This is a genomic window from Lysobacter sp. P5_C4 (genome assembly GCF_054049695.1).
In genome coordinates, this window is the sequence record NZ_JBFULX010000002.1 from 1 (window position 1) to 23,733 (window position 23,733).

General features: G+C 67.5%; 22 protein-coding genes and 1 pseudogene. 12 read left to right on the top strand and 11 right to left on the bottom strand.

The features are described 5' to 3' along the window. Positions 1-243: 243 nt before the first annotated feature. Together ACXJJ8_RS04510 and tyrS are read right to left on the bottom strand one after the other, a co-directional pair. Positions 244-432, bottom strand: a complete 189-nt coding sequence (locus ACXJJ8_RS04510) for a hypothetical protein (RefSeq protein WP_499027204.1) — start codon at positions 430-432, stop codon at positions 244-246. Between the two features lie 10 nt (positions 433-442). Beyond that, entirely contained in the window at positions 443-1,654 is a 1,212-nt protein-coding gene (gene tyrS / locus ACXJJ8_RS04515; protein WP_499027205.1) for a tyrosine--tRNA ligase, read from the bottom strand. A 184-nt stretch (positions 1,655-1,838) separates the two neighbouring features. On the opposite strand from tyrS, the gene ACXJJ8_RS04520 reads away from it, so the two are divergent. Next, on the top strand, positions 1,839-3,260 hold the full coding sequence (locus ACXJJ8_RS04520; RefSeq protein WP_499027206.1) for a peptidoglycan DD-metalloendopeptidase family protein: 1,422 nt from the start codon (positions 1,839-1,841) through the stop codon (positions 3,258-3,260). Between the two features lie 7 nt (positions 3,261-3,267). Next, positions 3,268-4,377: an anhydro-N-acetylmuramic acid kinase gene (locus tag ACXJJ8_RS04525; protein WP_499027207.1), complete on the top strand. Its 1,110-nt coding sequence runs from the start codon at positions 3,268-3,270 to the stop codon at positions 4,375-4,377. 12 nt (positions 4,378-4,389) lie between these two features. Here the strand turns inward: ACXJJ8_RS04525 and ACXJJ8_RS04530 are convergent, their stop codons facing one another. From ACXJJ8_RS04530 to ACXJJ8_RS04540, 3 genes are all read right to left on the bottom strand, one after another. Next, complete coding sequence (locus ACXJJ8_RS04530; RefSeq protein WP_499027208.1) at positions 4,390-4,686, bottom strand: hypothetical protein; 297 nt, start codon at positions 4,684-4,686, stop codon at positions 4,390-4,392. A gap of 83 nt (positions 4,687-4,769) precedes the next feature. Further along, complete coding sequence (locus tag ACXJJ8_RS04535; protein WP_499027209.1) at positions 4,770-6,068, bottom strand: AmpG family muropeptide MFS transporter; 1,299 nt, start codon at positions 6,066-6,068, stop codon at positions 4,770-4,772. Further along, positions 6,065-6,838, bottom strand: coding sequence for an exodeoxyribonuclease III (locus ACXJJ8_RS04540; protein WP_499027210.1), 774 nt, complete (start codon positions 6,836-6,838; stop codon positions 6,065-6,067). The genes ACXJJ8_RS04535 and ACXJJ8_RS04540 overlap by 4 nt, the downstream gene beginning before the upstream one ends. Before the next feature lie 119 nt (positions 6,839-6,957). On the opposite strand from ACXJJ8_RS04540, the gene pyrE reads away from it, so the two are divergent. Then, complete coding sequence (gene pyrE / locus ACXJJ8_RS04545; RefSeq protein ID WP_499027211.1) at positions 6,958-7,617, top strand: orotate phosphoribosyltransferase; 660 nt, start codon at positions 6,958-6,960, stop codon at positions 7,615-7,617. A 40-nt stretch (positions 7,618-7,657) separates the two neighbouring features. Beyond that, positions 7,658-8,380, top strand: a complete 723-nt coding sequence (locus tag ACXJJ8_RS04550; protein WP_499027212.1) for a hypothetical protein — start codon at positions 7,658-7,660, stop codon at positions 8,378-8,380. Positions 8,381-8,392: 12 nt separating this feature from the next. Here the strand turns inward: ACXJJ8_RS04550 and ACXJJ8_RS04555 are convergent, their stop codons facing one another. The 3 genes and pseudogenes from ACXJJ8_RS04555 to coaBC all read right to left on the bottom strand — a co-directional run bounded on the left by ACXJJ8_RS04555 (position 8,393) and on the right by coaBC (position 12,474). Next, positions 8,393-10,771 carry a phosphomannomutase/phosphoglucomutase gene (locus tag ACXJJ8_RS04555; RefSeq protein WP_499027213.1) on the bottom strand — a complete coding sequence of 793 codons (2,379 nt, stop codon included), beginning with the start codon at positions 10,769-10,771 and terminating at the stop codon, positions 8,393-8,395. Between the two features lie 16 nt (positions 10,772-10,787). Then, complete coding sequence (dut, locus tag ACXJJ8_RS04560) at positions 10,788-11,249, bottom strand: dUTP diphosphatase (RefSeq protein WP_499027214.1); 462 nt, start codon at positions 11,247-11,249, stop codon at positions 10,788-10,790. Next, positions 11,246-12,474 (bottom strand): annotated as a pseudogene (gene coaBC / locus ACXJJ8_RS04565) (bifunctional phosphopantothenoylcysteine decarboxylase/phosphopantothenate--cysteine ligase CoaBC). The gene dut and the pseudogene coaBC overlap by 4 nt, the downstream one beginning before the upstream one ends. A 98-nt stretch (positions 12,475-12,572) precedes the next feature. On the opposite strand from coaBC, the gene radC reads away from it, so the two are divergent. The 4 genes from radC to ACXJJ8_RS04585 are packed head-to-tail and all read left to right on the top strand — an operon-like array spanning position 12,573 to position 16,550. Next, entirely contained in the window at positions 12,573-13,262 is a 690-nt protein-coding gene (gene radC, locus ACXJJ8_RS04570) for a RadC family protein (RefSeq protein ID WP_499027215.1), read from the top strand. A gap of 36 nt (positions 13,263-13,298) precedes the next feature. Next, complete coding sequence (argS, locus tag ACXJJ8_RS04575) at positions 13,299-14,987, top strand: arginine--tRNA ligase (RefSeq protein WP_499027216.1); 1,689 nt, start codon at positions 13,299-13,301, stop codon at positions 14,985-14,987. After that, entirely contained in the window at positions 14,987-15,763 is a 777-nt protein-coding gene (locus tag ACXJJ8_RS04580) for an SPOR domain-containing protein (protein WP_499027217.1), read from the top strand. The genes argS and ACXJJ8_RS04580 overlap by 1 nt, the downstream gene beginning before the upstream one ends. A gap of 13 nt (positions 15,764-15,776) precedes the next feature. Further along, positions 15,777-16,550 carry an SDR family NAD(P)-dependent oxidoreductase gene (locus ACXJJ8_RS04585; protein ID WP_499027218.1) on the top strand — a complete coding sequence of 258 codons (774 nt, stop codon included), beginning with the start codon at positions 15,777-15,779 and terminating at the stop codon, positions 16,548-16,550. 60 nt (positions 16,551-16,610) lie between these two features. Here ACXJJ8_RS04585 and speA read toward each other — a convergent pair whose 3' ends face one another. Continuing rightward, positions 16,611-18,497: an arginine decarboxylase gene (gene speA, locus ACXJJ8_RS04590; RefSeq protein WP_499027219.1), complete on the bottom strand. Its 1,887-nt coding sequence runs from the start codon at positions 18,495-18,497 to the stop codon at positions 16,611-16,613. A 124-nt stretch (positions 18,498-18,621) separates the two neighbouring features. Between speA and speE the strand changes: the two genes are divergently transcribed. After that, on the top strand, positions 18,622-19,476 hold the full coding sequence (gene speE, locus ACXJJ8_RS04595) for a polyamine aminopropyltransferase (RefSeq protein WP_499027220.1): 855 nt from the start codon (positions 18,622-18,624) through the stop codon (positions 19,474-19,476). Here the strand turns inward: speE and ACXJJ8_RS04600 are convergent. Next, positions 19,473-19,811, bottom strand: a complete 339-nt coding sequence (locus ACXJJ8_RS04600; RefSeq protein WP_498959198.1) for a P-II family nitrogen regulator — start codon at positions 19,809-19,811, stop codon at positions 19,473-19,475. The genes speE and ACXJJ8_RS04600 overlap by 4 nt on opposite strands. Positions 19,812-19,976: 165 nt before the next feature. On the opposite strand from ACXJJ8_RS04600, the gene ubiK reads away from it, so the two are divergent. The 3 genes from ubiK to ACXJJ8_RS04615 all read left to right on the top strand — a co-directional run bounded on the left by ubiK (position 19,977) and on the right by ACXJJ8_RS04615 (position 22,244). Further along, on the top strand, positions 19,977-20,240 hold the full coding sequence (gene ubiK / locus ACXJJ8_RS04605; RefSeq protein ID WP_499028572.1) for a ubiquinone biosynthesis accessory factor UbiK: 264 nt from the start codon (positions 19,977-19,979) through the stop codon (positions 20,238-20,240). 10 nt (positions 20,241-20,250) lie between these two features. Beyond that, on the top strand, positions 20,251-21,759 hold the full coding sequence (locus tag ACXJJ8_RS04610) for a YifB family Mg chelatase-like AAA ATPase (protein ID WP_499027221.1): 1,509 nt from the start codon (positions 20,251-20,253) through the stop codon (positions 21,757-21,759). A gap of 77 nt (positions 21,760-21,836) precedes the next feature. Beyond that, positions 21,837-22,244 (top strand): nuclear transport factor 2 family protein, encoded by a 408-nt coding sequence (locus ACXJJ8_RS04615; RefSeq protein ID WP_499027222.1) that lies wholly within the window; start codon positions 21,837-21,839, stop codon positions 22,242-22,244. 32 nt (positions 22,245-22,276) lie between these two features. Here ACXJJ8_RS04615 and ACXJJ8_RS04620 read toward each other — a convergent pair whose 3' ends face one another. Further along, entirely contained in the window at positions 22,277-23,152 is an 876-nt protein-coding gene (locus ACXJJ8_RS04620; RefSeq protein WP_499027223.1) for a DUF5694 domain-containing protein, read from the bottom strand. Positions 23,153-23,733: the final 581 nt, after the last annotated feature.

Genomic DNA, 23,733 nt, shown 5'->3' on the forward strand with positions numbered 1-23,733 from the left:
GTCGTCGTCCCAGGCTCGAAATCACTCGCTGGCTCACAATTGCTTGTTTGCCATTTGAATTGACTTGTTGCTCTGTTACGAACGTCTGCAAGATGGACAACGTATCCACCCGCCAGACGCCCGCACAAGTCACCTGCGCACACTGTCAAAGATCAAGGGGATCGGCCTCAGCGCCTTCTCCCGTCCCCCGCCGCACCGAAGTGCCCGAGGGAGCCGCACATCATACAGGCGATCCGAAGAACGTCAACACCTGATGAAGACAAATTTTGTGGAAGCGAGCAGCGATTCAGTGATGTCATCGCGGGCGGCGAAACCACTGCCGCAACCCGCTCCCGGCGGGCCGCGCATTATGCCGATTCGGGAGAAAGGTTCAACCGTTTTCTTGAATGAATTTGCGTTCGATCGAATCCCGTCGAACAGCGCGCGCGACATCAACGCAATCTCATGATCCCGCGGCCAGCCTGACGCGCGCGAAATTGCGCTTCCCGATCGCAAGAACGCCCTCGAAACCGGGCACGAAGACGCGCGTGGCATCTTCGATCACCGCGCCGTCCACGCGCACCGCGCGCTCCTTGAGCTTTCGACCGGCTTCCGAATTGCTCGGCGCCAACCCCGCTGCGACGAGCAATTGCGCGATCCGCAATCCCTCCACAGGCACCGACACCTCCTGCAGCGGCAATGAAGCGACGTCACCCTCGCCACGCACGGCCGCATTCCAACCGGCGATCGCGACTTCCGCTGCCGCTTGCCCATGGAAACGTGCGGTCAGTTCGCGTGCCAGGCGCAACTTGACGTCGCGCGGATTCAACGCACCCGAGGTGACCTCGGCGTTCAGGCGCACCGCTTCGACGGGCCCGATGTCGAAACTGAGAAGCTCGATCCACCGCCACATCAGCGCATCGCCGATCTTCATCGTCTTGGTGACCATGTCGATCGCCGGCTCGTCGATGCCGATGTAGTTGCCGAGCGACTTGCTCATTTTCTGCACGCCGTCGAGGCCTTCGAGCAACGGCATCGTGAGCACGATCTGCGGCGCCTGCCCGAAGTGTTCCTGCAGCCCGCGCCCCATCAGCAGATTGAACTTCTGGTCGGTGCCGCCGAGCTCGACGTCGGCCTTCAACGCCACCGAGTCGTAGCCCTGCACGAGCGGATACAGGAATTCGTGGATCGAGATTGATTGCTGCGCCGCATAGCGCTTGGCGAAATCGTCGCGTTCGAGCATGCGCGCCACGGTGTGCTGCGCCGCGAGCTTGATCATGTCGGCCGCGCCCATCTGCGCGAACCACTCGCTGTTGAAGCGCAGCTCCGTGCGGTCGCGATCGAGCACCTTGAACACCTGGTCGGCGTAGGTGCGCGCGTTGGCCTCCACGTCCTCGCGCGTGAGCGGCTTGCGGGTGACGTTCTTGCCGGTCGGGTCGCCGATCATTCCGGTGAAGTCGCCGATCAGGAAGATCACCTGGTGCCCCAGGTCCTGGAACTGCCGCATCTTGTTGAGCAAGACCGTATGGCCCAGGTGCAGATCGGGCGCAGTCGGGTCGAAACCGGCCTTGACGCGGAGCGGGCGCCCGGTCTTCAGGCGGGTCTCCAGCTCGTCGCGCTTGAGGATTTCGTCGGCGCCGCGGCCGATGCGTTCTAGGGCTGCCTGGATCGACACGAAGGATGAACTCGGTGAGGGTTGTTACGAATCCGTGACCCGGATCGTGAAGGTAGCGTTAAAGCGTGGTTAAAACAGAAAATCCATCCCACTCAAGGGTTTGACGCACGTTTCTAGCGTGTCTATGGTAGCGCCGTTACGCCCGGCTCACGGCGCGGTAACTGTATTTCGAAGGGGAAGCACCATGGGCAAATCCGGCATCGACAAAGCACGCCGCGCGCGGCTCGACATCCTGCGCGAAGCGGCGCTTCATCGCCACGTCGCCGCGCGCCTGCCGGCCGGCTTCAGCGGCCGCTGGACCCGTCGCCAGTGGGCCCACGTCAGCCTGTTCGCCACGCTGGCCGTGCTGGTCGCCGCCATCGTCCCCGGTTTCTCCGATTCGCGCCACGCCGGCGGCCTGGTGCCGACGCAGGCCCGCACCACCCTCGCGCTTTCGTTGCCGCCGCTGTCCGTCGCCAAGTTGCGCGGCCAGGCCGGCGACAGCTGGCAGATCGTCCACGTCGAACGCGGCCAGACCCTCGGCAGCCTGTTCGACGACATGGACTTGCCCGCCTCGACCATGCACCAGTTGCTCGAACAACCCGGCGCGAAGCAGGCGCTCACGCGCATGAAGCCCGGGACCGAGCTCGCGTTCGACCTGCCGGTCGGCGGCCAGCTGCGTGCCTTCCGCTACGATCGCGACGAAACGCACCGCGTCGAATACCGGATCGACGGCGACAGGATCAGCGAAAACGTCATCGTGCGTCCGACCGAGTCGCGCACCGTGGTCATCAGCGGCAACGTCGGAAAGTCGCTGTTCAAGTCGGCGCGCCAGCTCGGCCTGTCGGGCAGCGCGATCAACACGCTGACCGACGACATCTTCAAGTACGACATCGACTTCAACGAAGACGTCGCCTCGAGCGACCGTTTCAGCGTCGTGGTCGAACAGACCTGGCGCGACGGCGAGCTGATCCGCACCGGCCCGGTGCAGGCCGCCACGTTCACCGTCGGCGGCAAGCTGCATTCAGGCTTCCGCTTCGAACGCAACGGCAAGTCGGAGTACTTCACCGCCGACGGCCGTCCGCTGAAGAAGAGCTTCATCCGCATGCCGATCCCGTATGCGCGCCTGACCTCGACCTTCGGCTCGCGCCGCCATCCGGTGCTCGGCACCGTGCGCCAGCACCAGGGCGTCGACTACGGCGCGTCCACCGGCACGCCGATCATGGCGGCGGGCGATGCGCGCGTGCAGTTCGCCGGCTGGAAGGGCGGTTACGGTCGCGCGGTGATCCTCGACCACGGCCGCGGTTACACCACGTTGTATGGCCACATGTCGCGCTTCGGGGACATCAAGGTCGGCCAGCGCATCCCGCAGGGCAAGGTGATCGGCTACGTCGGCATGACGGGCCTGGCCACGGGCCCGCACCTGCATTACGAATTCCGCATCAACGGCGTGCACCGCAATCCGCTGTCGGTGACGATGCCGCCGCCCGAGCCGCTCAACGGTGCGGCGCTCGCGCAGTTCCGCGCGCAGACCTCCACCGCGCTGGCGCGCATCCAGAGCGTCGAGAAGGTGATCTACGCCGACGCCGGCGCGCCGCCGAAGCCGGTCAAGAACAAGAAGGCCTGACGTTCGAGTGGAGCAGGAAGGGCAGCTCCACCTCGGCCTGATCTCCGGAACGAGCGCCGACGGCATCGACGCCGCGCTCGTCCGTTTCGAAGGACCCCATTGCACGCTCGTGCGCGGCGAAACCTATCGCTGGGACGCCGCGCTGCGCGCGCGCCTGGTCGCACTCGGCCAGGGCGGCGATGCACGATCGCTCGATGAAATCGGGATGCTCGACGTGCAGGTCGCCGAAGCCTTCGCCGACGCAGCATTGCGCTTGATCGCCTCCGCGCGCCTCGCGCCGGGCGACGTGCGCTCGATCGGTTCACACGGACAGACCATCCGCCACCGCCCCGCGGCCGCGCACCGCTTCACCTGGCAGATCGGCGACGCGAACCTCATCGCCGAACGCACGGGCATCGACACCGTCGCCGACTTCCGCCGCCGCGACATCGCCGCCGGTGGCCAGGGCGCGCCGTTGGTGCCCGCCTTCCATGCGGCGCTCCTGCACGATGCGAACGAAGCGCGCGCCGTCCTCAACCTCGGCGGCATCGCCAACTTCACCCTCCTGCCGGCGAAAGGCGACGTGCGCGGCTTCGATACCGGCCCGGCGAACGCGTTGATGGACGCATGGTGCGAACAACACCACGGCACCCCGTTCGACGCGCACGGCGCCTTCGCGGCGAGCGGCCGCATCGACGAAGGTTTGCTCGAACGCCTCCTCGCCGAAGCGTGGTTCACGCTGCCGCCGCCGAAAAGCAGCGGACGCGAACAATTCCACCTCGACTGGGTCCGCACGCAGCTGCGCGGTGGCGAAGCACCGGAGGATGTGCAAGCCACCTTGCTCGCACTCACCGCACGCACCGTCGCCGATGCGTTGCGCGCGCACCAGCCGGATACACGCCGCGTGCTCGTTTGTGGCGGCGGCGTGCACAACCCGGTGCTGCTGGCGCGCATCGCGGCGCAGTTGCCGGGCGTGCGCGTCGAATCGACGGCCGCGCATGGCCTGGATCCGGATTTCGTCGAAGCGATGGCGTTCGCGTGGCTCGCACGGGAAACCCTCGCGGGCCGGCCAGGCAACGTGCCCGCCGTCACCGGCGCGCGCGGTCCGCGCGTGCTCGGCGTGGTGCATCCGCGCTGATCGGTGCGGTTGTCAGAGGTCCTCGACCCAGCGATCGAGGATGTGCGTGGGCGCCGGCGGTTCCGGCGCACGGCCGATCAACCCGAAGCCCTGGTCGCTCTCCACGCCTTCCATCGCCGCGATCGCCTGTTCCAGCGCGGTCGACTCGCGGTCGTTGAAGTGCACGTGGAGGCCCTGCTCGCACGCCATCAGCCCGCGCTGCAGGAGGTTTTCGAGGGTGACATGCATGTTCCAGCCCCGCGCGTCGGCGAGCCGTTTGATGCGATCCGCCATGTTCGGATCGATGTCCCGCAATACCAGGTCGGTCATGCGTCCTCCCATCCAACCCCAACGTCAAACCGGGTGGGAACGGGCCGGATCATGCCGCGACGGTCCGACCCAAGACAACGGGGTCAACGATCCGGGGGAACGTCGATGTGGCGGAACCGGGGCCAGAGATACAGGAACAGCAGCGTGGCCGGCAGGACGGCGAGGGTCGCAATGATGAAGTACGTCCCGTAGTTCGTCGCTTCCACGATGCCGCCCGCGAAGACGCCCAGGACCTTGCCCGGCAGGTTCACCATCGAACTGAGCAGTGCGTACTGGGTGGCGGTGTGCTGCTTGTTCACCAGCGCCGAGAGGAAGGCGACCGCCGCGGTGCCCAGGAACCCGAGGGTGATGTTCTCCGCCGAGATCACCAGCGTCAGCGCGGGAATGCTGCCCGGATGGCCGATCAGCCACACGTACAACAGATTGCACGACGCGCACAGCACGATCGCGGCGAGCAGCGGCTTGCGCACGCCCCAGCGCGCGATCGCCATGCCGCCGAGGAACACGCCGATGATCCCCATCCAGATGCCGTAGATCTTCGTCACCGCGCCGATTTCGGTCTTGGTGAACTCCAGCGACAGATAGAACGGGCTCATGATGCCGCCGACGAGCGCCTGTTCGGGAATCTTGAACAACAGGATGAACGCCAACGTCAGCAGCGCGGTTTGCGCGCCGTAGCGGCGGAAGAAATCGACGAAGGGCTCGACGACGCTTTCGCGCATCGCTTCGTTCCAGTCGGCCGGGCGCTTGCGCAAGACATCCGGTTCGCGCGCGAGCAGCGTGACCGCGACCGGCAGCAGCATCAGGACCGCGAGGAGTTGGTATACCGCGCTCCACGGCATGTGGTCGGCCATGAACAACGCGAATGCGCCGGTGACGATCAATGCGATGCGATAACCGAGCGAGTATGTCGCGACGAGCGCGCCCTGCACCGAGGGTTCGCCGATTTCGATGCGATAGGCGTCGACCGCGATGTCCTGCGTCGCGCCCGCGAACGCTACGACCAGGGTGAAAGCAACGAAGACGCCGAGCGATGCGGGCGTGGCCCACGCCATCCCGAACAAGCCCGCGATGACGGCCAGCTGCGCGAACAGCAACCAGCCGCGGCGCTGCCCGAGGCGGACGAACAGCGGCAGGCGCCAATGATCCAGCAGCGGCGCCCACAGGAACTTCAACGCATACGTCATGCCTGCGCTGGCGATGACCGTGATCTCCTTGAGCACGATGTCGTTTTCCTTCAGCCAATACGCCAGCGTGCCGGCCACCAGCAGGAAGGGCAGGCCCGAAGCGAAGCCGAAAAAGAACATCGTCCACGCGGCGGGTTGCGTGAATGCTTTCCAGACAGAGGGTTTCGCAGGCTTTGCGCCGGGCGACGCACTCACAGGGCGTAGTCCACGACGAACGGGGCGTGGTCGGAGAATCGCGGCGAGGGGTGGATCCCGCAGGCCTTCAGCTTCTCGCGCAGGGACGGCGTGCAGAACTGGTAGTCGATGCGCCACCCGACGTTCTTCGCGCGCGCCGCGCCGCGATTGCTCCACCAGGTGTAGTCCTGGCCGTCGGCGTGCAGCGCGCGATACGCGTCGACCCAGCCGTGCCTGTCGGCGCACATCGCGTTGAGCCAGTCGCGTTCGCGTGGCAGGCAGCCGGAATTCTTCTGGTTCGACTTCCAATTCCGGATGTCGAGCTCGCTGCGCACGATGTTCCAGTCGCCGCACAACACGTAATCGCGACCGCTGTGCAACCAGTGGTGGAGGATCGGGCCCAGCCACTCCATCACTTCGAACTTGAAGCCCTGGCGCAACTCGCCCGACGAGCCCGAAGGGATATAGAACGACACGACGCTCAAATTCCCGAAGCGCGCCTCGATGTAGCGCCCTTCGTCATCGAACGGCGCCCAGCCCAGGTTCGTGCGGACCTCGTCGGGTGCCTGCTTGCTGTAGATGGCCACGCCGCTGTAGCCCTTCTTCGTCGTCGCATCGCGGAACCAGGCCTTGTAGCCCTTCGGCAGGAATTCGGGCCCGGCGACCTGGTGTTCCTGCGCCTTGGTTTCCTGGAGGCAAAGGACGTCGGCCTGCTGGTCGATGAACCAGTCGAAAAACCCCTTGCCCGCCGCGGAGCGGACGCCGTTGGCGTTGAAGCTGACGATGCGCAAATCGCGAGACCCGTTGTGGGAAGTCCAACGCCAAGCCTAGCCCATCCGCGCGGACCGACGGGACAGGCCCGCGCCCGGCCTTATCATGCCCTTCATCCACCCTCGCCCGACGGCCCGACGTGACCGACCACCGCGCCCGCTTCCTCACCCTCGCGCTGCGCGCACAGGCCCTGCGCTTCGGCGCGTTCACGCTGAAGTCGGGGCGCGAAAGCCCGTACTTCTTCAACGCCGGCCGCTTCGATTCCGGCGCAGCGCTGGCCGAGCTGGCCGCTTGCTACGCCGATGCGGTGGACGAAGCGGGCGTCGGTTTCGACGTCCTCTTCGGGCCGGCATACAAAGGCATCCCCCTGGCGACCGCGGTGGCCTGCGAATACGCCCGCCGCGGCCGCGACCTGCCCCTGTCCTTCAACCGGAAGGAAGCCAAGGCGCACGGCGAGGGCGGGCTGTTGATCGGCGCACCGCTGTCCGGCAAGCGCGTGTTGATCATCGACGACGTGATCACCGCCGGCACCGCGATCCGCGAGGCACTCGGAATCATCCGCGATGTCGGCGGCATCCCGGCCGGCATCGTGATCGCGCTCGACCGCCAGGAGCGCGCCAGCGAAGCGCACGCGCAGTCCGCCGCGCAAGCCGTCGCCGATGAACACGCCCTGCCGGTGGTGGCCGTGGCCACGCTCGCCGACCTGCTTGCGTTTGCCGGCGAAAGCGCCGACCTTGTCGAACACCGCGATGCCCTGCTCGCCTACCGCGCGCGCTACGGCACCGCCACCGCGCCGTAAGATGGCGCTTCGGGACGAACGCAGAACAGGGGCTGCGACCATGCCTGCCAGCAAGACACTCACGACCGCCACGTTGTTCCTCGCGCCGATCTTCGCGCTCGCGCTGGCCTGCACCGATGCGCACGCGCAGAAGCGTGGCGCACCGCCGCCGAAGATCAAGAAACTGTATTGCTGGGAAGAAAACGGCGCGAAGGTTTGCGGCGACGCGCTGCCGGCCGAGGCCGCGGGCGTTCGCCGCACGGAGTTCAACGCGTTCGGCCGCCACACCGGCGATGTCCAGCGCGCGATGACGCCGGCCGAGCGCGCTGCCTACGATGCGGAAATCGCCGCGAACAAGGCGCGCGCGGAAACCGAGGAAAGCCGTTTCCGTCGCGAGATGGCGATGGCCGAGTCGTACGCAACCGAGGCCGACCTGCGCAAGTCCTTCCAGGAGCGCATCGACCTGGTCGACGAATCGCTGAAGGCCTCCGAACTGGGCGTCATCGGCCTGCGCCAGAGCCTGGTCGCGCTGCTGCGGCAAGCCGGGGAAAACGAGCTCGCCGGAAAGCCGATCTCGCCGGTCTCGCGCACCAACATCAACACGCAGCATGCCGAATTGCGCCGCCGCGAGCGCCTGTTCGCGCAGCAGCGCGTGCAGCGCGCGAGCCTCGACGAAGAACTCGATTCGGTGCTGACGCGCTATCGCGAAATCAAGCAGGGCCAGCGGGCAAAGCAGGACGCCGCTGCGGCCCCCGCGACACAGCCGCCCGCGACGGGCGGCTGATCCACCCGGGCCTCAGAACGGCAGGGCCAGGTCCGGCCGCACCGCGAGCAATTGTTCGCGGAAGGCTTCCTGGATGCGCGCGAGCGCTTCCTTGTTGTCGCCGTCGAAGCGCATCACCAGCACCGGCGTCGTGTTCGACGCACGCACCAGGCCCCAGCCGTCCGGCCAGTCGGCGCGCAGGCCGTCGATCGACGACAACCGCCCGCCTTCGAACTTCGCCTTCGCCTTGAACAAGTCGACGAACGAATGCGGATCGTCGTTCGGCGCAGGCACCTTGATCTCCGCCGTCGACACGCCATCGGGCAGCGCGTCGAGCACTTCGCTCGGCGAGGTGCTGCGGCTTGCGAGGATCTCGAGCAGGCGCGCGGCCGCGTAGATGCCATCGTCGAACCCGAACCACCGCTCCTTGAAGAAGAAGTGGCCGCTCATTTCGCCCGCGAGCTCGGCATCGGTCTCGCGCATCTTGGCCTTGATCAGCGAATGGCCGGTCTTCCACATCAGCGGGCTGCCGCCGTGGCGCAGGATCTGGCCCGGCAGGCGCCCGGTGCACTTCACGTCGTAGACGATGACCGCGCCGGGGTTGCGTTCGAGCACGTCGGCCGCGAAGAGCATCAGCAGGCGATCGGGGAAGATGTTGTGCCCGTCCTTCGTCACCACGCCGAGGCGGTCGCCGTCGCCGTCGAAGGCCACGCCGATGTCGGCACCCAGGCGCTTGACCATCTGCACGAGGTCCTCGAGGTTGTGCGCCTCGCTCGGATCGGGATGGTGGTTCGGGAAGGTGCCGTCGACTTCGCAGTACAGCGGCGTGACTTCCGCGCCGATCGCGGTGAGCACCTGCGGCGCGATCGCACCGGCGACGCCGTTGCCCGCATCGACGACCACCTTGAGGCGGCGATCCAACTGCACGTCCGCGGCAATGCGGTCGATGTAATCCTTCGACACGTCGCGCTGCTGCACGTTGCCCGGCGTGGGGGCTTCGTGCAGGCGATCCTCGGCGATGCGCGCATACAGGTCTTCGATCGCCTTGCCCGACAGCGTTTCGCCGCCGACGACGATCTTGAAGCCGTTGTAGTCCGGCGGATTGTGGCTGCCCGTGACCGCGACGCAGCAGCCGGTGCGCAGTTGATAGGCGGCGAAGTACACGACCGGCGTCGCCGCCAGGCCGATGTCCACGACGTTGCGACCGGTCTTGCGCAGCCCGCGGACGAGGCCATCGATCATGTCGGGGCCGGACAAACGGCCGTCGCGGCCCACGATGATGTCGTGCAGGCCGCGTTCGGTCATCAGCGAACCGATCGACTGGCCGATCAATTCGGCGACGCCCGCGTCGAGCGTTTTTCCCACGATGCCGCGAATGTCGTACGCACGGAAGATCGACTTGTCGATGAGCACCTGGCCCGCGGGCGCCGGTGCGCTCGGCTCGGCGGCGCGCGGTTTGGGTGCTTCGTCGGTCGACGCGGCGGGCTCGGAGATGATCGGCACGGCCACCGTGGCCACGGGCGCACCCGCCTGCATCTGCGCCAGGGTCGGCGCCTCGGCGTGGTGTTCGTCCTCGATCGGAACCACGGCCTTGCGACCGGCCCGCAGCGCGAGCCAGCCGAACACCGCGAACACCAGGGCCGCGATCCAGCACGCCAACGCGCCCAGGCCGAACGGCGCCTTGCCGGCGTCCGGCAGGCCGGCGGCGATGCGCCAGGTCGTGCCCTTCACCGGGGTTGCGAGCACTTCGGCGCCATTGGCGAGTTCCTTGTCGCCATGCTCGGCGACGCTGTAGCTCCCCTGGCGCAGCGCGAGGTAACTGTCGTCGTCGACTGCGGCGGCGACGATCGGGCCGGCCGCACGATCCAGCGGCAGGCGCACATACGCGACGCCGACGCGCACCGGCCCGTTGCGCGCGGGCGCGGCCACGGCCAGGCGCGGGCTTCCGCCGTCGCGCACGATCGCGGCCACCGCCTTGTTCTCCGCGATCGCCGTTTCGGCGACCCCGACCTTGCCGTAGCCGAGTTTGGGCAACGCGCCGTATTGCGTTTCGAACCCGTCGGCGAAGATGTCGGCCGACTCCGCACCTGCCCAACCCCGCTTCAGCGCGGCGGCCGCGCCGGGAAGGTTGCCCTGCGCAAGCGCGGCTTGCACCGCCGCGGACTTCAGGCGCGTGTCGAGTTCGGCCAGTTGCTTTGCGACCGACGCGGAAATCGCCGCTGCGGCCCCGTCTCGCGCGCGCGTGAGCGTCGCTTCGCGGTTTTCCGCTCGGTACTGCACCCACCCGCTCCACGCGAGCCAGAGGACGAGTACGGCGCAAACCGCGGCCACGACCGGCATGAGCGACTTGAGTGCGCCGCCGGGAATGCCGAGTTTGCCCTTCGCCGGTGCGGCGGTGTCTTGTTCCGTCATTCCTGAAATCCCCCGGTTAACGCACGCCGGTATGGCCGAAGCCACCACTGCCGCGCGCGCTTTCTTCGAAAGTATCCACTACCTGCAACGTCGCGCGCACGATCGGCAACACGACCAATTGCGCGATCCGGTCGCCCGGCGCGATCGTGAAGGCCTCGCGGCCCCGGTTCCACGTGCTGATCATCAGCGGGCCCTGGTAGTCGGCGTCGATCAATCCTGTGCCGTTACCGAGCACGATCCCGTGCCGATGCCCGAGCCCCGAGCGCGGCAGGATCACCGCGCAGAGCGTCGGATCGGCCAGGTGGATCGCCAGCCCCGAGGGAATCAGCGCGGTTTCGCCCGGCTCCAGCAACAACGGAGCTTCGAGCGCGGCGCGAAGGTCCAGGCCTGCGCTGTGTTCGGTGGCGTAGGCCGGCATCGGCCATTCGTCGCCGAAGCGCGGGTCCAGCACCTTCACTTCGAGCACCTTGTGCGTCATGCGTGCAATCGCTCCTCCACCAGGTCCAGCAGGGCATCGGCGAGCGTGGTCTTCGGCGCGGGGCCGAGGACGCGTTCGCCAAGGGTCGCGTTCGTGTCGCGCCAATAGATCGACAGCGCATTGTCGTCGCTCTCGAAGCCGATGCCGGCCTGGCCGACGCGGTTCGCGGCAATGACGTCGATCCACTTGGCGTCGAGTTTGCCTTGCGCGTATGTCGCGAGCTCGTCAGTTTCCGCCGCGAAGCCGACCACCATGCGCGGGCGGCGCGCATCGCGCGCGACGTCGGCGAGGATGTCGGGCGTGCGGACCAGCCGCAGGACGATCGCATCTTCGCCGGCGACTTTCTTGATTTTCGAGGTCGCCACGCGTTCGGGGGTGAAATCCGCGACCGCGGCTGCGCCGACATACACATCCGCAGGAAGCGCGCCGAGCACGGCCGCGTGCATCTGTGCGGCAGAGCGCACGTCGATGCGCACCACGCCCGGGGGTGTGGGCAGATGCACGGGGCCGGCGACCAGCACCGTGTCGGCACCGCGCCGCGCGGCGGCCGCGGCGATCGCGAACCCCATCTTCCCGCTGCTGCGGTTGCCGAGGAACCGGACCGGATCGAGGTCCTCGTAGGTCGGTCCCGCGCTGACCACGACGCGGAGGCCGGCAAGGCTCAAGCGTTCGCCCTCGCAAGCGCGGCGACGATGTCGAGCGGCTCGACCATGCGGCCCGGACCGGATTCGCCTTCGGCCAGCGGGCCTTCCGCGGGGCCGACGATGCGCGCCCCGCGTTCGCGCAACAACGCGACGTTCGCCTGCGTGGCCGCATGCAGCCACATGCGGTGGTTCATCGCCGGGCACAGCGTGATCGGCGCGGTGGTGGCCAGGCAAACGGTGCTGACGAGATCGTCGGCGAAACCGTGTGCAAGTCTGGCGAGCGTGTTGGCGGTGGCGGGCGCGACGAGGATGACGTCGGCCCAGCGCGCGAGCTCGATGTGGCCCATCGCCTGTTCGGCCGCCGCGTCCCACAACGACGTGCGCACGGGCAGGCCGGACAGCGCCTGGAAGGTCTGCGCGCCGACGAATCGCTGCGCGCTCTCCGTCATTGCGACCTGCACGGTCGCGCCGGCATCGCGCAGGCGGCGGACGAGGTCGGCGGCCTTGTACGCCGCGATGCCGCCGCACACGCAGAGCAGCACCTTCCGGCCAGTCAGGGCGGCGACGGGTTCGGCCTTCATCGGTCGGAAAACCCCCACGGCAGGATAGGCATCCAGCTTACCCGAAGCCTTCCATTCCCCCGATACACCCCCGGGCGGCCACTCGGCACGCTATGGCCATGCGCATCCGCGACTGGCCCTCCCTCGAACGCCCACGCGAAAAACTCGCCGCCCGCGGGAACGCGAGCACGCTGTCGGATGCCGAATTGCTCGCGCTCTTCCTGGGGTCCGGCCTGCGGGGCCAGGACGCGGTCACCACCGCGCGCCACCTGCTGAATACGCAAGGTTCGCTGCGCGCCCTGCTGGACCGGCCGCTGCCGCTGATGGAACAGCTGAAGGGCATCGGGCGCGCCCGCGCCTGCCTGCTCCTCGCCGCATTGGAACTGGGGCATCGCCACTACGCCACCACGCTCGAACCGGGTGATCCGATGTCCGGGCCGGGCGTCGTCGGCGAGTTCTTCCATCGGCGCCTGCGCGACCATCGCGCGGAGGTCTTCGCGGTGATGTTCCTCGATACGCGGCTGCGGATGATCGCCTTCGAGGAACTCTTCCACGGCACCGTGGACCAGGCGGACATCTATCCTCGCGAGATCGCCAAGCGCGCGCTCGCCCTCAACGCCGCGGCCGTGATCGTCGGCCACAACCACCCCAGCGGCGTTCCCGAGCCGAGCAACGAGGATCGCAAGACCACGCTCGAGATGCGCACGTCGCTGCGGCTGCTGGGCATCCGCCTGCTCGACCACGTGATCGTCGGCGAAGGCCCGCCCCTGTCGATGGCCGCACGAGGGCTCTTCTCATGCGTGCCGTAGACTATCCGGCCGTCGTTTCGGCCTCCGGCATCCGTCGTGAAAGCTTCCATCAACGCCCTCGTCGACCAGGGCATCGCCGCGCTGCGCACCGCGGGCGCGCTCCCCCAGGATCTCGAAATCCCCGCGTTCGTCGTCGAGCGTCCGAACCAGCGCGCGCACGGCGACTTCTCCACCAACGCCGCGATGATCCTGGCCAAGGCCGCGCGCACCAATCCGCGCGCGCTCGCCCAAGCCCTCGTTGCCGCGCTGCCCGCTTCCGACGATGTCGCGAAGGTGGAAATCGCCGGCCCGGGCTTCATCAACTTCCACCTGGCGCCGGCCGCCTACGGCCGCGAGTTGCGCGAAGTCATCGCGCGCGGCTCGGCCTACGGCCACAACGCCAGCGGCGCGGGCCGCACGGTCGGCGTCGAATACGTTTCCGCGAACCCCACCGGCCCCCTGCACGTCGGCCATGGCCGCGCGGCGGCGATCGGCGATTGCATCGCGCGCGTGCTGGCCGCCAACGGTTGGTGCGTGATGCGCGAGTTCTATTACAACGACGCCGGCGCGCAGATCGACAACCTCGCCAAATCGGTGCAGGCGCGCGCGCTGGGCAAGACGCCGGACGATCCGTCGTGGCCGGAGGACGGTTATCGCGGCGAGTACATCGTCGATGTCGCCAACGCCTACCTGCGCGGGGACACGGTCGAATTCGAAGACCACATCGTGCAGGCCGCCAAGGACCCGAACGACCTCGACGCCGTGCGGCAATTCGCCGTCGCCTGGTTGCGCCGCGAGCAGAACGCTGATCTCGCAGCCTATGGCGTGTCCTTCGATGTCTACTTCCTGGAGTCCTCGCTGTACACGCAGGGCAAGGTCGAGGAAACCGTACGGGAGTTGGTCGCCCACGGCCACACTTACGAGGAGGGCGGCGCGCTGTGGCTGCGCACGACCGACTTCGGCGACGACAAAGACCGCGTAATGCGCAAGTCCGACGGCACGTTCACCTACTTCCTGCCGGACGTCGCCTACCACCGCTCGAAGTGGCAACGCGGCTACGAGCGCGCGATCACCGAACTGGGCGCGGACCACCATGGCTCGCTGGCGCGCGTGGTCGCCGGCCTGCAGGCGCTGGACTGCGGCATCCCGAAGAACTGGCCGGAATACGTATTGCACCAGATGGTCACCGTCATGCGCGGCGGCCAGGAAGTGAAGCTTTCCAAGCGCGCGGGCAGCTACCTCACGCTGCGCGACCTCATCGAGGAGGCCGGGCGCGATGCCACGCGCTGGTTCCTGATCGCGCGCAAGCCCGATTCGCAGCTCACCTTCGACATCGACCTCGCCCGCTCGCAGAGCAACGACAACCCCGTCTACTACGTGCAGTACGCGCACGCCCGCGTCTGCAGCCTGCTGCGACAAGCCGGCGAGAAGGGCCTCACGTTCGATCTGTCCAACGGCCTGCGCCACGTGGATACGCTCGTCGATGAACAGGCACAGGCGCTGCTGGTCGAACTCTCGCGCTTCCCCGAAGTGGTCGAAGCGGCCGCGGTGACGCTCGAGCCGCACGCCATCGCGCAATACCTGCGTGAATTGGCGAATGCCTTCCACGTCTGGTACCACGCGCAGCCCATCCTGGTGGATGATGCGAACCAGCGCGACGCGCGCCTCGCGCTCAGCGTCGGCACCGGCCAGGTGCTGAAGAACGGTTTGGATTTGTTGGGCGTATCCGCCCCGGAGAAGATGTGATGGCGGCACGACGCGGGAAGTCGCAGGCGAAGCGCAACGGGGGCGATTCGAACCCCGCGTGGATCTGGTTGTTCGCGGGCCTGGCGATCGGCATCGCGCTGATCGTCGGCGTGCCCAAGCTGTGGCCGAAGGGCGATGGCGACGGCTTTTTCCGCCCGAAGCCCAATCCCGACGCCCAGCCCAAGTCCACGGTGAGCGCGGACGACGACGACGCGATCGTCCCCGAGTCCGCGCCGACGGCGGCCAAGGCCGACAAGCCGAAGGAAACGCAGTACGACTTCTACACGCTGCTGCCTTCCAACGAAGTGCCGCTTTCCGACGCCGAGCTCGCGGAAACCGAGCGCGCCGAAGCCGCGCGCGGCGCGTCCGCAGCCAGGCAGCAGGCCGCTGCGAACCCGGATGCCGCGGACATCGCGCAGCCCGTCGTCGGGACCAATGCAGTCGCGACCAATGCAGTCGTGACCAACGCCGGCGCAACGTCGAACGCCCAGCCGTCGGCCACGACTGCCGCATCGGCGACCAAGCCCGAACCGAAGGACGACGGCACGCGCTACCTGCTGCAGGCCGGCGCGTTCCAGGCCAGCGGCGATGCCGAGGCGGTCAAGGCGAAGATCGCGATGCTCGGTTTGAGCGCGCGCGTCGAGTCGGCGCAGATGGCCGACAAGACGGTTTACCGCGTGCGCATGGGCCCCTACGGCAGCGCCTCCGAACTCGCCGATGCCAAGCGCCGCCTGAGCGGCGGCGGGCTGCCGGCGATGGCGATCAAGGCGCGTTGATCGCGCGCCCGCGATGACGACCACGCCCCGCACCGCCTTCATCACCGGCGCGACCTCCGGTTTCGGCGCCGCGTCCGCGAAGCGGTTCGTCGCGGGCGGCTGGAACGTCATCGCCACCGGCCGTCGCGCCGATCGCCTGCAATCGCTCGTCGACGCACTCGGCGCCGATCGCGTCCATCCTGCCGTCTTCGACGTGCGCGACGAAGCTGCGATGCGCGCTGCGCTCGATGCCGTTCCGTCGCACTTCAACGGCATCGACCTGTTGGTGAACAACGCAGGCCTCGCGCAGGGCACGCTGCCCGCGCAGAAGGCCGACCTCGCCGATTGGCAGACGATGATCGAAACGAACGTGCGCGCGCTCGTGATGCTCACGCACGCGTTGTTGCCGGGGCTGATCGAACGCAAGGGCGCCATCGTCAACGTCAGCTCGACGGCGGCGACCTACCCCTACGCCGGCGGCAACGTCTACGGCGGCACGAAGGCGTTCGTTTCCCAATTCTCGCTCGGCCTGCGCGCGGACCTGCATGGCACCGGCGTGCGCGTCACCGCGCTGGAACCGGGCATGGCCGAAACCGAGTTCACGCTCGTGCGCACGCACGGCGACCAGGTCGCGTCGGATGCGCTCTACAAGGGCGCGCAACCGATGACGGCCGAAGACATCGCCGAAACGATCTGGTGGGTGGCGAATTTGCCGCCCCACCTCAACGTCAATCGTCTGGAAATGATGCCGACGCGGCAATCGTTCGCGGGCTTCCAGATCGCCCGGAGCGAGCCGACGCGCGCATGACTGCCTGATTGGCAGGTCATGCGTCGGGGAGCCCGACCAGCGAGCGCTGGTCGGAGAACATCAAACGGGTTCGTCGCTCAAGTAGGTGTACGCGGTCAGCCCGGCTTCGAGCGCGCTCTTCAAGCGCGCACTCTCGTCGGCCGATAGCCCCGCGTCGTCCACCTTCGACGCATACGCTTCGCGCAACGCATCGAGCTTGTACCCGACGTAATCCAGCATCACGTCCGTCGTATCGCCGCGGCGCTGTTGGCTCATCGCATACCCGTCGCCTTCCAGGTGCACTTCCACCGCGTCGGTGTCGCCGAACAGGTTGTGGATGTCGCCGAGGATTTCCTGGTACGCACCGATCAGGAAGAACCCCAACCGATAGATCTCGCCGTGCCGCAACGGATGCAACGGCAGGGAACTGTCGAGCCCTTCGTTTTCCACGTACGTATCGATCTTGCCGTCCGAATCGCAGGTCATGTCCGCGATCACGCCCCGTCGCGCGGGGGCTTCGTCGAGGCGCTCGATCGGCACGATCGGGAACACCTGGTCGATCGCCCACACGTCCGGCATCGATTCGAACACGCTGAAATTGACGAAATACTTGTCGACCAGGCGCTCGTTCAACTCGTCCAGCAGGTCACGGTGCGAACGCTCGCCGACGTCCAGCCGCGCGCGCACCGCGTGCGCGATCGCGTAGAACAGGTCGTCGATGCGGGCGCGATGCGTCAGGTCGATCTGGCCGAGCGCGTAGAGCGACAAGCCTTCGCCGTGATGGTGCTGTGCGTCATGGAACAGTTCCACCGCCGGGCGCTGATCGAGTTCTTCGTGCAGCTCGCGCAGGTGGCGGATCACGGCCGGCTCGTCGTCATGCGCAGGCGGCACGCGCCCTTCGGGCGCTTCTTCGACTTCGGCGACATTCGCCACCAACACCGCGTGGTGCGCGGTCATCGCGCGCCCGCACTCGGTCACGATGCGCGGCTGCGGCAACGCATGCGCCTCGCAGGCTTCGGCCAGTGGCTGCACGATGTTGTTCGCGTACTGGCTGACGCCGTAATTGATCGAGCAATAGCTGCGCGAGCGGGTGCCTTCGTAATCGATCCCGAGGCCACCGCCGACGTCCATGTATCGCACCTGCGCGCCGAGCTTGGACAGTTCGACGAAGTAACGCACCGCCTCGCGCATCCCGTTGGCGATGTCGCGCACGTTGGAAATCTGCGAACCCATGTGGAAGTGCAGCAACTCCAGGCATTCGCCGTAACCGCTGTCCCGGAGCGTCTTCCACAAGTCGAGCACCTGCCGCGGCGAGAGACCGAACTTCGCCTTGTCGCCGCCGCTGTTCTGCCACTTGCCCGCACCGAGCGACGCCAGCCGCATGCGCACGCCGATGCCCGGGCGCACGTCGAGCGCCTTCGCTTCTTCGATGATCAGCTTCAGTTCGCTCGGTTTCTCGACCACGATCTGGGTCTGCAGGCCGAGCTTGCGGCCGATGAGCGCGAGGCGGATGTATTCGCGATCCTTGTAACCGTTGCAGACGATGAGACCAGCCGGGCGGCTCATCGCGAGCACGGCCATCAGTTCGGGCTTGCTGCCCGCTTCCAGGCCGAAGCCTTCACCACGGTGCGAGGCAAGCGTGCCCGCCACGCCGGCGTGCTGGTTGACCTTGATCGGATAGACCGCCGTGTAACCGCCCTGGTAGTCCCAATCGGCCTGCGCCTGCGCGAAGGCCGACTGCAGCTTGCGCAGCCGGTCGCCGAGGATGTCCGGGAAGCGCACGAGCAGCGGCAACTTGGCACCGTTGGCCTTCGCCTGGTCGACGACCTCGGCCAGCGCGATCGCCGGGCCCTGTCCGCCACGCGGCAACACCGTGACTCGCCCCGTGGCGTCGACATCGAAATACCCCTCCGACCAATGCGGGATGGAGTAGGTCTTGCGGGCCTGGTCGACGGACCATGCGCTCATCGGCGGATTCCCTCGGTCTGGGGGACAAAACGGGCGCGAAGTGTACCTCCCGCGGGCCAAAGGCACCGCCAAAACGGCCGACGCCCTACAATGCGCGCCCCCACGCCCCAGCCGGACTGCCGCGATGACCGAACCCACCTGGATGTACGAGAACTTCGAGCCCGCCGGTTCGGCCATCGGCTATCGGATCCATCGCAAGCTCGACGAGGTGCAGTCGCCGTTCCAGAAGATCGAGATCTTCGAGAGCACCGACTGGGGCAACGTGATGCTGATCGACGGCGCGATGATGCTCACCACGCGCGACAACTTCCTCTACCACGAGATGATGTCGCACCCGGCGCTGTTCACGCATGCGGCCCCCAAGCGCGTGGTCATCATCGGCGGCGGCGATTGCGGCACGTTGCGCGAAGTGCTCAAGCACCCCGGCGTCGAATCGGCCACGCAGTGCGATATCGACGAGCAGGTCACGCGCATGGCGGAGAAGTGGTTCCCCGAGCTGTGCGATTCGAACAACGATCCGCGCGCCGAGCTGTTGTTCGACGACGGCATCGCCTACATGGCCAACTGCCCGGCCGGCAGCGTGGACATCGTGATCGTCGACTCCACCGATCCCGTCGGCCCGGCCGAAGGCCTGTTCAACAAGGCCTTCTACGCCTCGTGCTTCCGCGCGCTGAAGGACGACGGCATCCTCGTGCAGCAATCCGAATCTCCGCTCGTGCTGCTGGAACTGATCAAGGAAATGCGCGCCGAGATGGGCAAGGCGGGCTTCACCACCTTCAAGACGCTGCCCTTCCCGCAGCCCTGCTACCCGACCGGCTGGTGGAGCTGCACGCTGGCGCGCAAGTCCGGCGGTTTCGATTACCGCGCCGTCGATGCGCGCGAGAAGACATTCAAGACGAAGTACTACACGGCCGACGTCCACCAGGGCGCGATGGCGTCGATCCCGTTCGTGGCGGAGGCGTTGGGAAGCGACGCTTAAAGCGCGTCGCCGTCCAGCTCGCCGGTGCGGATCCGCACCACCTTGTCGAGATCCCAGACGAAGATCTTCCCGTCGCCGATCTTGCCCGTACCGGCGGCCTGCATGATCGCTTCGACCACTGCGTCGACCTGGTCGTCGGACACGGCGACCTCGAGCTTGATCTTCGGCAGGAAATCGACGACGTACTCGGCGCCGCGGTACAACTCGGTATGGCCTTTCTGGCGACCGAAGCCCTTGACCTCGGTTGCGGTGATCCCCGCCACGCCCGCTTCGGACAGCGCCTCGCGCACGTCGTCCAGCTTGAAAGGCTTGATGATCGCCATGACCATCTTCATCACGTCGTCTCCATGTCGCGTGCCCGCAGCATAACCGCGCTTTGCCCGGCTGCAGGAATCCTGCTGTAAGAAAATACCCACACGCCGTTGCCCCTTCGCCTGATGGCGCCGGCCCCGGAATTTGGACAAGCTCGCGTAGACCGAGGACTTGAGGACATGACCGTCATGATCGACCTGGAAAAACTCGACGACCTTGCGCGGCGCCTCAGCAGCCTCGTTCCGCCCGCCCTCCGCGAAGGGCGCGACGAGCTGCAGGAGAACTTCAAGTCCGTCCTGCAGACCGGCTTGTCCAAGCTCGACCTCGTCACCCGCGAGGAATTCGAAGTGCAGCGCACCGTCCTGCTGCGTACGCGCGAGAAACTGGACGAACTCCAGCGCACCGTCGCCGACCTCGAAGCGCAGCTGGAGACGCCGGCGCCGCGCCACTAGCGGCATCGCCATGGGTTTGTCGCTCGTGCACACGCGTGCACGCCTCGGCGTGCGCGCGCCTGCCGTTCGTGTCGAGGTGCACGTCGGCGGTGGCCTGCCGTCGCTGACGGTCGTCGGCCTGCCCCACGCCGCCGTGCGCGAGGCGAAGGATCGCGTGCGCGCCGCGTTGCAATGTTCGCAGTTCGCGTTCCCCGACGGGCGCATCACCGTCAATCTCGCGCCCGCGGATTTGCCAAAGCGCGGTGGGCGATTCGACCTGCCGATCGCGCTCGGCATCCTGGCGGCGAGCGGGCAGTTGTCCAACGAGGCATTGCGGGACATCGAGTTCCTCGGAGAACTCGGGCTAACGGGGGAGTTGCGCGCGGTCGACGGCGTGCTGCCGGCCGCGATCGCGGCGGCCGAGGCCAATCGGCGGCTGATCGTTCCGCAGGAGAACGGTGGCGAGGCCGCGCTCGTCGCGTCGGCGGACGTCCGCGTTGCGCGCACCTTGCTGGAGGTCTGCGCGATGCTGGCTGGCGAGAAATCCTTGCCGCGCGCGGAGGCAGTCGCCGTTGTCGAACGCCACGCGCCCGATTTGCGCGATGTGCGCGGCCAACTTCGCGCGCGCCGCGCGCTGGAGGTCGCGGCTGCGGGCCAGCATCACCTGCTCTTCGTCGGCACCCCGGGCTGCGGCAAGACCCTGCTCGCTTCGCGCCTGCCGGGTCTGTTGCCCGAAGCGAGCGAAGCCGAAGCGCTCGCGGCCGCGGCCATCGCCTCCATCAGCGGGCGCGGTGTCGATGCCGCGCGCTGGCGCCTCCGCCCCTTCCGCGCTCCGCATCACACCAGCAGCGCAGTCGCGTTGATCGGCGGCGGGCCCGATGCGCGGCCGGGTGAAGTCTCGCTCGCACACAACGGCGTGTTGTTCCTCGACGAGTTGCCCGAGTGGGGGCGGCACACGCTGCAAGTGCTGCGCGAGCCGCTTGAATCGGGGGCCGTCGTCGTTTCACGTGCCGCGTCGCGCGCGGACTATCCGGCGCGTTTCCAACTCGTGGCCGCGATGAACCCCCGCCCCTGCGGTTGGGCTGGCGACACGAGCGGCAAATGCCGTTGCCTGCCCGAGGCCATCGATCGCTATCGCGCGCGCGTGTCGGGGCCGCTGCTGGATCGCATCGACCTGCATGTCGACGTTCCGCGCGTCCCACCCGAAGCCTTGCGCGAAGAAGCGCCGGAAGGCGAAGCGAGCGAGCGTGTGCGCGCCCGCGTCGCCGCCGCACGCCTGCGACAACTCGCGCGCGCCGGCGTGCCGAACGCCCTGCTCGACCAGTCGGCGACGAACGCCACGTGCCGCCTCGCGCCCGAGGATCGCGCACTGCTCGAACGCGCGATGATCGCCTTCGACCTCTCCGCGCGCTCGCTGCACCGGATCCTGCGTGTCGCGCGCACCATCGCCGACCTCGACGACAGCGAACGCATCGCCACGCAACACCTGGCCGAAGCCATCGGGTACCGCACCCTGGACCGCGGTGCGTCCGTCACCTGAGTTTCACCCGGCGCGAAGGCTTCCACTGCTACACCTCGCGTTCCCGCGATCGAGAACGTGCCATGCCAGAACACGCCATGCCAGAGATCGACCGGGATCTGATCGCGCTGGAACGACGCTTCTGGCAATCGATGGTCGACCGCGACACGGACACCGCGCTGGGCCTGCTCGCCGAGCCGGCACTGATGGTTTCCAGCCACGGTTCGATGCAGTTCGACCATGCCGGCTATCGCAAGATGGCCGAAAACGCGCGCCACGCGCTCACGGCCTTCGACCTGTCGAACGCGCGCGTGTTGCGCCCGTCCGACGATGTCGCGATCGTCACCTACGAAGTCGACCAGACCACGACCATGGCCGATCGCGAACAACGCGTGCGCATGTCCGATTCCAGCACATGGGTTCGCCGCGACGGCAAATGGTTGTGCGCGATCCACACCGAGACGGCGATGACCGAAGCCCCGGTGAAGGAAATGCGCAGCCACTGACGCGTGGCTGCGCTGTGACCACCGCGCCGCCGTCACTTGGCCGGCGCGTCTTCCTTCAACCACCGCTGCGTATCCTGCACGCGGTACTTGCCCGAATCGGACGCCAGCTGGCGCAGCCAATTGCCATGGCCCGCGCCGTACACCACCAGCACGCGGTCGCCCGGCTCGGTGCGGCGCACGATGTTGTTGAAGATCGTGAGGTTGCGGCCGTACCAGAGCATGTCCCAGTTCGCGCCGATGGGGTCGTCCGCCGTGCCGTAGAGGCCGATGCGGAAGTACGCCTGCGCGTTGGCGCGCAACCATTCGGGGGAATTCAGGCGCACGAGCATGTCGCCGATCGTGCCGGTGTCGAGCGTGCGCTGGTCTTCGTCGTTCACCGCTTTGCCGATGGCCTCGTCCTGTGCGCGTTGCGCTTGTTGGCCATGTCGTTCGATCGCCTTGGGCCAGTCGACGCTCGCCTCGTCCTTGAGCGGGCCCATGTCGTTCCAGTCGACCGCGACGACGCCCTTGAGCTTCTGGTCGCACGCGATGCGGAAGCCGAGCTGCTCGGTCTCGTTGCGCGTCAGCGGGCGCTTGCCGTGGCACGAGGCGGCGAATGCTTCGTCCAGGCTCGACTGCTTCGTGGTGTCGGCTTCCACCATGATCTTCGTCGGCTTGAATCGCGCGATGAGGCGCGCGACGTCCGCGATCTCGCGTTGGCGCTTCGCACTGAGCACGTCGTCGGCATGCGTGTTGTGCACGTCGTGGCCCGGGTTGTTCATGTGGAAGCTGCCGACGAAGAGGAAGTCCGCGTCGGGCTGCGGTTCCGGCGCCGTCGTCGCAGGCCCCGCGATGCACGCCGCGGAGGCGACCAGGGCGGTGGCGGCGAGCGCCCATGCAAGGCGTCGATTGACTGCTCGTCGATTCACTGCTCGTCCATTCACTGCACGTCCATTCACTGCACGCATCGATCGATTTCCTCTCTTCGGGCCGGGCGGCCTCCAGGGTCCGATGCGCAGGCGCCCGGCAACGTTTACAGCCCGCTGTTAACGCAGGTGCCCCGCGGCCCGTCGTGGATGTAACGGTTGCGAGGGGAGCAGGAAATGGGGAAGCGATGGCGATGGGCGCTGGTGGGACTGGCCGCGCCGCCGGCACTCGTGGCGGTGGCCTTCGCCTACGCCGCGTGGACGGCCCAGCGCGCGGATTACGGATGGCGGCCGCTGCCCGCCCGGCCTGCCCATGCGGCCGGCACCGGGCCGCGGGTCGCGATCGACCATGGGCACCACAACGCGTCGACGGCGAACTGGTGGGGGCGCTACTGGCCCTTCGGTCGGCTGTTGCGCGCCGATGGCTATCGCGTCCGCTACAGCACGTCGGCCTTCACGCCCGCGCTGTTGGCCAGCACGCAGGTGCTCGTGATCGCGAATGCCTCCGGGGGCGCGAAGCCGCAGTTCCTGGGCATCAACCTGCCTTGGGGCGGTGGACCGGATCGCAGCGCGCCGGCGTTCGC